Genomic DNA, 2,744 nt, shown 5'->3' with positions numbered 1-2,744 from the left:
CAACTCTTTGCCGCAAATCCAAAGAATGAGTCGGCATTCCTTTCTCTCCTTCCTCTTGAATACCTGTACCCTATTTTAAATTAAAAGGCTGTAAGACTTTTTCCTGCTCACATACCTGCACCAGGCTGATAGCCAGATGTATCGAGCCTTCCCGCCAGCACCTAACCTCAGTTTCTGGATAAAACAGTGGTAGTTTCCAGTAGAGATTCCCTTTCTCATCGCCAATGATGAATTGCTCTACCGCCCGATACACTTGGCGCCGCTGTTCTAGAGAAAGGGCTTGCACTTGCCGAACCCATTCCCCGCTTTCCAACACAAGCCGCTCCTGGCGGTTGGGAGTATTTAAAAACTGTGTCCAATCGTACAGTTCGTTGGGCAGAGGGAGGAGCTGGTTTTGCCGCGCTTCTTCTTGTTCATTTTCCGCTTGCCTTTGTGCCAGCCATGCCTGTAGCTGATCGTCAGACACCCAGTTCCTCACCCGCTCTTGATAGCTGGGATCCTGCCGCCGCTCCAGGAACTCTCGGTACTCGTGGCTGCCTCTCCCCCAAAGGCCAAACAAGACCAAAACCGGCACCTCTCCCAGATAGCGCAGATCAGCCACCAAGCGAAGGTTGCGCCGGAGGTTGCGTTTCCAGTAGGGGTAGCGAACGTCGAACAACCGGCTTAAAAGGGTGCGATCCCCCTGCTCCAGCCGTTCTATCAGCTCCTCAAGGTTGTATGGCGCTCCTGCCTCCAAAACTTCTTCTGGGCAATACACGTACATGGGATCCCACTGCTCAAGCTGTCCTGGTTTGAAGGCCATCTTAGAGGCGGCCTGCCTTGTCTGTCAGGTCTCTCTCAAAACTTGCTACCAAACTGAGAGACTAACCAAACAACTTCAATTGAAGCTAGAGTTAGACTTTTAAGCTTTGATAAACTGTGCTGAACTGTTAGAGAATCCAGGCTGTTACCGCGCGGCCCTAACGCCCATGCCTCTGTCAAGCTGTCTGGCGGCAGCATTCTCAGCAGAAGCCGATCGAACCGGCAGAGAAAAGGTTGCGACAGGGATCCCGCTGGCTCTAGATGAGGTTGTCCAAAGTGAACTTTGGAGAAAGGTGATGGGATCCTCCCCTAGCTGGATCGGTTTGCCCTCCCTGCTGGCAACAGCGGTCTTGGATCATTGAAGCAGAACGGGGTTTGGATCCCATCTCGTCTCAATACAGCTTTTTCCGACGTGGGGGGAGTTCTGTAGAACGGTGGGATCCGGTTGTTACCCCTGTTGACCCGTTTTTCAAGAATTGTCCACCCTACTACCCAAGGAGCGGCTATGCAATTGGTTTACTTCACCCCCATCCTCGATGTGCGCGTGCAGCAAAGCACCCTTGACTTCCCGAGGCAGCAGAGCTCTGGAGAGCACCCTCGCACTTTCTTCCCCACGCCATTACAGGTTTGGGAGAGCGGCGAAGCCTACATCGTCCAGTTGTGGGCGCCGGGGGCCAATCGGGAACGCTTCCACATCGAGGCCACAGCCCAGCAGCTCTCCATCAGCGGTGAGATCCAGCTTCAAGGCCCTGAAGGTGCTGAATTACGCTACCAAGAGGTGGAGCCTCAGCCTTTTCAACGCACCCTCAAGCTAGCCAAAAGCATTCAGCCGGAAAAAGTCTCGGCCATCTACCGGGATGGCATTCTCACCCTCACCCTGCCCAAGGCCGATGCCGTGCGGGCGGTCAAAGTTCAGATAGGAACCTCAACTTCCGCAGCTGAGCCGGAAACTTTAACGGTGGAAAGCCAGCCTGCCTAGTCTCCCTTCTCCCCAAGCGAGAGGGGGCAGGGGGGAGGGAGTTCGGCTAGCTATCCCACTGCACGCGCACCTCGTCCCCTACTTTGAAATCCAAGGTGCGGCTGGCGTTGCCCCGGTTTTGCGCGATCTCCACCCAGCCGGAGCTGCCCACCAGGGCAAGCAGCTCGCCCTCGCTTCCCTCGGCAAAGGTGGCGGCGGAGCGGATGGTGATCCCCTTGATCCAGGCCCTCCAGTTGCGGCCCTCTACCCAGTTGCCAGGGAGAGTGGTGATGCCGTTGCCGAAGCGGTCGATGGACTGGATCACGCCGCGGCCGCCGTCGGGTTCTGCCTGAGGTGGCGGCCAGTCCCAGCGAACCAGCTCGGCCACATCCAAGGGATCCCCCAACTCTGCCAAGGGGATCCCGTTGGCCAGGTGGGCGGCCACGGGGGCAAAAATATCCCGCCCGTGAAAGGTACGGCTGGGGGAGGGGGTGCGCCAATAGCAGGGTCGGTTGAGTTCCACAGCAGCTAGAGGTGGGGATTGCTCCAGAACGCCGCTGAAGAGGCCATTGTCAGGGCCGACCAAATAGCCTCCTTGGGTTTGGATGGCCACCGCCCTTCGGCTGCTCCCCACCCCTGGATCTACCACCGCTAGGTGAATGGTTTCAGAAGGTAAATGGGGATAGGCCGTCATCAAGGCAAAACGGGCCGCTGCCACGTCCTGAGGCGGGATTTCGTGGCTAAGGTCGATAAACTGAACCTGGGGCGCGATCCCCCAAATCACCCCCTTCAGAATGCCCACGTAGGGATCCTGAAGACCAAAATCAGTGAGTAGGCTAATGACCTTCATTGGCGAGCTAAGCAGCGCTTGCCAGCCCTCTGGGAACTTTTAGCTGATACATTTACGCTGAACACTGCTGAGCATTACTGCTCAGCGGTGAAGCGATAGCATTCTGTCCGTTTCCGTTGTCACTACGCGACGCTG

At 56.6% G+C, this 2,744-nt stretch carries 3 protein-coding genes; 1 reads left to right on the top strand and 2 read right to left on the bottom strand.

Going from position 1 to position 2,744, the window contains the following annotated elements:
- Positions 1-70 precede the first annotated feature (70 nt).
- Positions 71-802, bottom strand: a complete 732-nt coding sequence (locus tag ACVW0R_RS13375) for a hypothetical protein (protein WP_457502193.1) — start codon at positions 800-802, stop codon at positions 71-73.
- Positions 803-1,306: 504 nt separating this feature from the next.
- Here ACVW0R_RS13375 and ACVW0R_RS13370 point away from each other — a divergent pair.
- A complete protein-coding gene (locus ACVW0R_RS13370) occupies positions 1,307-1,780 on the top strand; it encodes an Hsp20/alpha crystallin family protein (RefSeq protein ID WP_011430710.1) in 474 nt (157 codons plus the stop codon).
- A gap of 46 nt (positions 1,781-1,826) precedes the next feature.
- Here ACVW0R_RS13370 and ACVW0R_RS13365 read toward each other — a convergent pair whose 3' ends face one another.
- Positions 1,827-2,609: an SAM hydrolase/SAM-dependent halogenase family protein gene (locus ACVW0R_RS13365; protein WP_099883794.1), complete on the bottom strand. Its 783-nt coding sequence runs from the start codon at positions 2,607-2,609 to the stop codon at positions 1,827-1,829.
- Positions 2,610-2,744 lie beyond the last annotated feature (135 nt).

Source organism: Thermostichus sp. MS-CIW-15, from assembly GCF_054060575.1.
This window is presented reverse-complemented; position numbering and strand designations above follow the sequence as displayed.

Coding starts and splice junctions, on each gene's coding strand:
- ACVW0R_RS13375 (WP_457502193.1), bottom strand. CDS start 802: ATGGCCTTCAAACCAGGACAGCTTGAGCAGTGGGATCCCATGTACGTG.
- ACVW0R_RS13370 (WP_011430710.1), top strand. CDS start 1,307: ATGCAATTGGTTTACTTCACCCCCATCCTCGATGTGCGCGTGCAGCAA.
- ACVW0R_RS13365 (WP_099883794.1), bottom strand. CDS start 2,609: ATGAAGGTCATTAGCCTACTCACTGATTTTGGTCTTCAGGATCCCTAC.